Raw genomic sequence first — 6098 nt, forward strand, 5'->3', positions numbered from 1 at the left:
TGCCTCAGCTCCCGACCCAGTGCAGGTTACTTAATGTACCTGGCGGTCTCGGGCAACATCGGCAGCGGCAAGAGCACCCTGACGCGCATGCTCTCCGGGCGGTACGGCTTGCGCCCGGTGTACGAACCCTACGCGGACAACCCCTACCTGGAGGACTTCTACCAGGACATGCGGCGGTACTCGTTTCACTCGCAGGTGTACTTCCTGTCCAGACGCCTCGAACAGCACCTGAACCTCGTGACCGGCGCCCGCTACGTCATTCAGGATCGCACGGTCTTTGAGGATGCGAACATCTTCGCGCGGAACCTGTACCTGGGCGGCAACATGGAGCAGCGCGACTGGGACACCTACTGGGGCCTGTACCAGGGCATATTGCCGGCCCTGCGCGTGCCGGATCTACTGATCCACATCGACGCGGCCCTGCCGACCCTGAAGTCCAGGATCGCCATGCGTGGCCGGGCGTACGAACAGGACATCCCCGACGCGTACCTGGGCGGCCTGAATGCCCTGTACGACCAGTGGGTGGCGGCGTTCGACGCCTGCCCGGTCATCCGTGTGAACGGCGACCAGCTGGATTTCGTGGCCGATCCATCGGCCTTCGACTGGGTGTGTGACCGCGTGCAGGCGCATGGCTTCGGGTTGCCGCTGCTGCGCTGAGGTTTATCGAGCGACCGCGCGTCCTGCCTGAAGAATGTGAAGAATCCCCCATCGGGGAGGTGCGTGCGGCCATGGACAGCGCTTACACTGCCTCCATCATCTCCGTCTCATGCTCGTGAATACGGCGGCTGGGCGGGCTGAACGTGCGCTCCCGCCGGGTTCGGGGGCAGGAGGACTCCGGATGCTGAGCGTACAGGACCATCACACGGCGGCCGAGCGGACGGCGCAGGATGTGGACCACCGCAGCAACCTGAGCTGGATGGTGGCGTCCGGGCCGGTCATGCGGGTTCTGTTCGCCACGACCACCGTGTTCCTGAGCGTGAGCCTGCTGGGGCAGTGGCTGCTGCATGACCACCCGGCCTCCGACCTGGCGGACAAGGTCATGCGGGCCACCAACGTCGGCCTGGAGGGCAACGTGCCGTCGCTGTACAACGCCGCGCTGCTGCTGGTGTGCGCGCTGCTCCTGGGCCTGCTGGCGCGCCTCACCCGTTCCCACGCGCTGCCGGAAGGCCGGGGCTGGCGCACCCTGACCTGGGTGTTCGCATACTTGACCGCCGACGAGTACCTGCACCTCCACGAGATGCTGACCGCGCCCATGCGCCGGCTCCTGCACGTGGACGGCCTGCTGCACTACGCCTGGGTGGTGCCTTACGCCTTCATCGGGATCGTCTTGCTGTTCACCCTGTGGTCCTTCCTGCGCCGCCTGCCCAGGCGGGTCGTCCGGAACATGCTGATCGCCGGCGCCGTGTATATCGGCGGGGCCATGGGCCTGGAGATGGTCGGCGGCAAGGTCGACACGCTGTTCGGGGAGCACAGTCTGGCGCTCGTGCTCCTGAGCACTGTGGAAGAAGGCCTGGAGATGGTCGCCCTGACCCTCTTCATCGGCGTGCTGATCGACTACCTTCGGGGTCACCGTCCGGACACGACCCTGACCGTGACGTTCGCGCCGGACGCCCGCGCCTGAAGCCGTGACCGGTCAGCCGCGCTCCCCCCGCAGTGTCCGCCCGCCCGCGCGGCTGCGCCCAACCCGCGCCACACTGAACCGCGCCGTGACCACCGGATCGCTTTCCTATACTGGACGCTCCGTGTCGCCCACGTTCACCGTGTTCACCGCCACCTATAACCGGGCCCATACGCTGTCCCGCGTGTACGAGAGCCTGCAGGCCCAGACGCTGCGGGACTTCGAATGGCTGGTCGTGGACGACGGCAGCACTGACGGCAGCCGCGCACTGGTGGCAGGCTGGGCCGCGCAGGCCGCCTTCCCGATCCGGTACGTGTACCAGCCGAATGCCGGGAAACCGGCGGCCTTCAACCGGGGGGTGCTGGAGGCCCGGGGAGACCTGTTCCTGAACCTCGACTCCGACGACGCGTGCATGCCCACGGCGTTGGAGCGCCTGCTGCACCACTGGACGGCCATTCCGGAACAGCAGCGCACCGGGTTTACCGGCGTCACGGCGCTGTGTGTGGACGAACGCGGCCACCTGCACGGTCAGCCCTACCCGCGCGACGTGATGGATTCCGACTCGCTGGAAATGCACTTCCGGTACCGGGACCGCTGGGAACGCTGGGGCTTTCACCGCACGGAGGTGCTGCGCGCCTTTCCATTCCCGGTCGATCAGACCGCGCGCTTTGTCAGCGAGAGTGTCGTGTGGTTCCGCATCGCGCGGCATTACCGCACGCGCTTCGTGAACGAGCCACTGCGGTCTTACTACGTCGCCCGGCGCCGCGAGGATCAGCTGACGAACCTCACGAGGGGCGCCATGCGCGGTCGGTTGCCGTACCACCTGATGGTGCTGGTCGAACTGGGCGAGTGGTGGCGGTACGCGCCGCTGGAATTCGTGCGCAGCGCACTGGCGTACAGCCGCTACTCGTTCACGCTGGGCACTGGCCGCACCGACCAGTTGCGGGACATGCAGGGGCCGATGTGGGTGCTCGTGGCCCTGGCCCAGCCGGTCGGCTGGCTGGTCTCCCGCATCGATCGCCGCCGGCTGCGCTGACCGGGCCAGGAATCGGGAACGTCCGGCGGCTCTGCTAGCCTCGCCGCATGCGTCTGCCCGAGCTTGCTGCCGCCCTGCACCTCACCCTGCCCGCCACCGATCTGCCGGACGTGGCCGTCAGGGGCGTTACCCACAATGCCGCCTGGGTGCAGCCCGGCGACGTGTTCGTGGCCATCCGGGGAGCGCGGTTCGACGGGCACAGCTTCATGGATCAGGTGAGGGCGGCGGGCGCGGTGGCGGTGCTGGGCGAGGGCCTGCCGGAAGGAACTCCCTCGCCGCTGCCCTACCTGACCGTGCCGCATGCCCGCGCCGCGCTGGCCGACGCGGCCGCCGCCCTGAACGGCCACCCCAGCCACGCGCTGAAGGTGATCGGCGTGACCGGCACGGACGGCAAGACCACGACCAGCTGGCTGGCCCGGCACCTGCTGCGCGCCGCGGGCATTCCCACTGGCCTGCTCAGTACCGTGGGGTACGAACTGCCGGACGGCGTGCTGCGGCACTTCCCGGCCCACTTCACGACCCCCGAGGCGCCGCAGGTGCAGGCCACTCTGCGGGACATGGTGCAGGCGGGCGCGGGCGCCGTTGTGCTGGAGGCCAGCTCGCACGCCCTGTCCCTGGAGCGTGTGCGGGGCGTGGCGTGGGACGTGGCCGTGTGGACGCACCTGTCCAGCGAGCATCTGGACTTTCACGGCAGCGTGGAGCATTACTTCGCCGCCAAGCGCCAGCTGATCGAACGCAGTCCCTTCGCGGTGCTGAACGCCGACGATCCCTGGATCGCCCGGCTGCGCGGCGTGGCTCCCACCGAGGTCACGTACAGCGCCGAGGGTGGCCCCGCCGACTGGCAGGCCCGCGAAATCGAAGAACGGGCCACCGGGCTGCACTTCCGCGTCTCGTCGCCGTTCGGGGTGTTCGAGGCGGCGCTGCCGATGATCGGACGGTTCAACGTGGCGAACGCGCTGGCCGCCATGGCGGCGGTGGCCCGGCTGGGCGCGACCCCCGCCCAGCTCACCGCGGGCCTCGCGTCCTTCCGGGGTGTGCCGGGCCGCATGGAACTCGTGCCGGGCGGGCTGGACGACCCCAGGGTGATCGTGGACTTCGCGCACACGCCCCCCAGCCTGGAGAAAGCGCTCTCGACCTTGCGGGCCACCACGGACGGACAGCTGTGGGTGCTGCTCGGGTCCGCCGGCGGCCCGCGCGATCCGCTCAAACGCGCTCCGCTGGGCGAGGTCGCCACCCGCCTGGCCGATCACGCCATCTTCACCGAAGAGGATCACCGCGACACGCCGCTCTCCGACATCCTGAGCGAGATGGCACGGGGTGCGGCCGGGCGACCGAACTTCACGGCCATCCCGGATCGACGCGAGGCCATCGCGCACGTCATCCAGGCAGCGCGGCCCGGCGATACCGTCCTGCTGGCTGGAAAGGGGCCGGAGGACACCCTGGAGCGGGACGGCCACACCCTGCCGTGGAACGAAGTCCAGGAGGCGAGAAACGCGCTGGCGGCGCGCGCCCACCGCTGACAGGCGGGCGCCTAGGGGATCGGCCCTGCCAGTCAGCGGGCTCGCCAGCAGTCTGTCCCCGATTCCAGCCCTGAGCCGGATGGTACAGACCGGCTGCGCCATTGTGGCTATAGGCAGCCGTGGGCAAACCTGACACAGTCAGGTCGACCCCCGCTCCGACCCTGTGGACGTGCGAACCCGTGAAGGCGCGGTGGGCGGAACGAGGGACGGACATGAACGGAAAGCACATCACAAAACTGGGCTTCGAACGGGCGGGCATCGGCCTGGCGCTCGCCGCTGCCACCGAACGCGAACGTGCGGGCGCGACCCGCGACGACATCCTCGCGGAACTGCGCGCCGTTCAGGCGAACCCCGCCGCGCATGTCACGGGCGTCTACGCCGCCCTGGCCGCAGATCTGCTGGCCCGAGCGGCCGAGCAGGGCGCGAAAGCGGGCGTGGCGCTGCGCGAGCAGCCGCTGCCCTACCCCGTCTGGGGAGCCGACCTGATCGACGCCGGGGCCCGGACGCAGATGGACGTCGCCATGCGCCTCCCGGTCAGCCGGGCGGGCGCGCTGATGCCCGACGCGCACGTGGGCTACGGCCTGCCAATCGGTGGGGTGCTCGCCACCGAGAACGCCGTCATTCCTTATGGCGTGGGAGTGGACATCGGCTGCTCCATGATGCTCAGCGTGTTGCCGGTGGCGTCCACGGCGCTCTCGACCGACGAGGCCCGGCGGTTGCTGCTGAAGCACACCCGCTTCGGGGCGGGCGTGGGCTTTGAGAAGCGTGACCGCGAGGATCATGGCGTGCTGCACGAGAGCACCTGGGAGGATCAGCCGCTGCTGCGTCACCTGCATGACAAGGCCACCGCTCAGGTGGGCAGCAGTGGGAGCGGCAACCACTTCGTGGAGTTCGGTTCCCTCACCCTGGAGCGGCCCGACCTGGGACTGGAAGCGGGCCATTACCTGGCCGTCCTGTCCCACAGCGGCTCGCGCGGGTTCGGGGCGCAGGTCGCGAACCACTTCACGGCGCTGGCGCAGAAGCGGCACGAGGGCCTCGACCCGGCTGCGAAGAAGCTCGCGTGGCTGCCGCTGGATTCCGAGGACGGTCAGGCGTACTGGCAGGCCATGAACCTCGCCGGACGCTACGCCCTGGCGAACCATGAACTGATCCACGCCCGGCTGGCCCGCGCGCTGAACGTGCGTCCGCTCACGCAGGTCAGCAACAGCCACAACCTCGCCTGGACACAGGTCGTGGACGGCCAGGAACTTATCGTTCACCGCAAGGGGGCCACGCCCGCCCGAGCGGGCCAGCTGGGACTGATTCCCGGTTCCATGGCCGATCCCGGCTTCGTGGTGCGAGGCCGGGGTCACGCGGGCGCCCTCGACAGCGCCAGCCACGGCGCGGGCCGCGCGCTGGGCCGCAAGGCGGCGGCAAGCACCCTGGTGAAGAAGGAGGTTCAGGCGTATCTGGCAGACCGTGGCGTGACCCTGATCGGCGGCGGGATCGACGAGGCGCCGCAGGCATACAAGCGCATTGAGGACGTCCTGGAGAGGCAAAACGAGCTGGTCGAGGTGATCGCCCGCTTCACGCCACGGGTCGTGCGGATGGACACAGGAAGCGAGGATGTCTGAGTCCCGGTTGTGCCGACGTTCGACCACGGCGCGTGGGGTGTTGACAGATCGCGCGCCCCGGCTTATAGTTCTCTTCGCCCGAGAAATCGGGCGGAGCGGAAAAGCTGAAAAGCTCCGCTGGGATGCATGAAAATCTGGTGTTGATGACGATGACAGGATTCCCCGACAGGGGAATGCACCCGGCCCTCCTCCCCGGAAGGCCCCAGAGGTGTAAAAGGTCGCGAGACCAATCAAGAGGTATGGCCACTGGTCATATCAGCCAAGCGCAAGCTTGGATCGAACGATACTGACATCGACCCCTTGGGGTTGTG

The 6098-nt window shown here is 68.7% G+C and carries 5 protein-coding genes; all 5 read left to right on the plus strand.

Annotation, left to right across the window (positions count from 1 at the left end; all coding sequences use genetic code 11):
* Positions 1–33: 33 nt before the first annotated feature.
* The 5 genes from E7T09_RS19930 to E7T09_RS19950 all read left to right on the plus strand — a co-directional run bounded on the left by E7T09_RS19930 (position 34) and on the right by E7T09_RS19950 (position 5787).
* Positions 34–657, plus strand: a complete 624-nt coding sequence (locus E7T09_RS19930; protein ID WP_136390961.1) for a deoxynucleoside kinase — start codon at positions 34–36, stop codon at positions 655–657.
* Positions 658–838: 181 nt separating this feature from the next.
* Positions 839–1621: a hypothetical protein gene (locus E7T09_RS19935; RefSeq protein WP_136390962.1), complete on the plus strand. Its 783-nt coding sequence runs from the start codon at positions 839–841 to the stop codon at positions 1619–1621.
* A gap of 121 nt (positions 1622–1742) precedes the next feature.
* Positions 1743–2654, plus strand: a complete 912-nt coding sequence (locus tag E7T09_RS19940) for a glycosyltransferase family A protein (RefSeq protein ID WP_136390963.1) — start codon at positions 1743–1745, stop codon at positions 2652–2654.
* A 47-nt stretch (positions 2655–2701) separates the two neighbouring features.
* Positions 2702–4174: a UDP-N-acetylmuramoyl-L-alanyl-D-glutamate--2,6-diaminopimelate ligase gene (locus E7T09_RS19945; RefSeq protein WP_136390964.1), complete on the plus strand. Its 1473-nt coding sequence runs from the start codon at positions 2702–2704 to the stop codon at positions 4172–4174.
* 212 nt (positions 4175–4386) lie between these two features.
* Entirely contained in the window at positions 4387–5787 is a 1401-nt protein-coding gene (locus tag E7T09_RS19950) for an RtcB family protein (protein WP_136390965.1), read from the plus strand.
* The last annotated feature ends 311 nt before the right edge of the window (positions 5788–6098 follow it).

This window comes from Deinococcus sp. KSM4-11 (assembly GCF_004801415.1).
In the GTDB taxonomy this organism is placed as follows: Bacteria; Deinococcota; Deinococci; order Deinococcales; family Deinococcaceae; genus Deinococcus.

Coding starts and splice junctions, on each gene's coding strand:
- E7T09_RS19930 (WP_136390961.1), top strand. CDS start 34: ATGTACCTGGCGGTCTCGGGCAACATCGGCAGCGGCAAGAGCACCCTG.
- E7T09_RS19935 (WP_136390962.1), top strand. CDS start 839: ATGCTGAGCGTACAGGACCATCACACGGCGGCCGAGCGGACGGCGCAG.
- E7T09_RS19945 (WP_136390964.1), top strand. CDS start 2,702: ATGCGTCTGCCCGAGCTTGCTGCCGCCCTGCACCTCACCCTGCCCGCC.
- E7T09_RS19950 (WP_136390965.1), top strand. CDS start 4,387: ATGAACGGAAAGCACATCACAAAACTGGGCTTCGAACGGGCGGGCATC.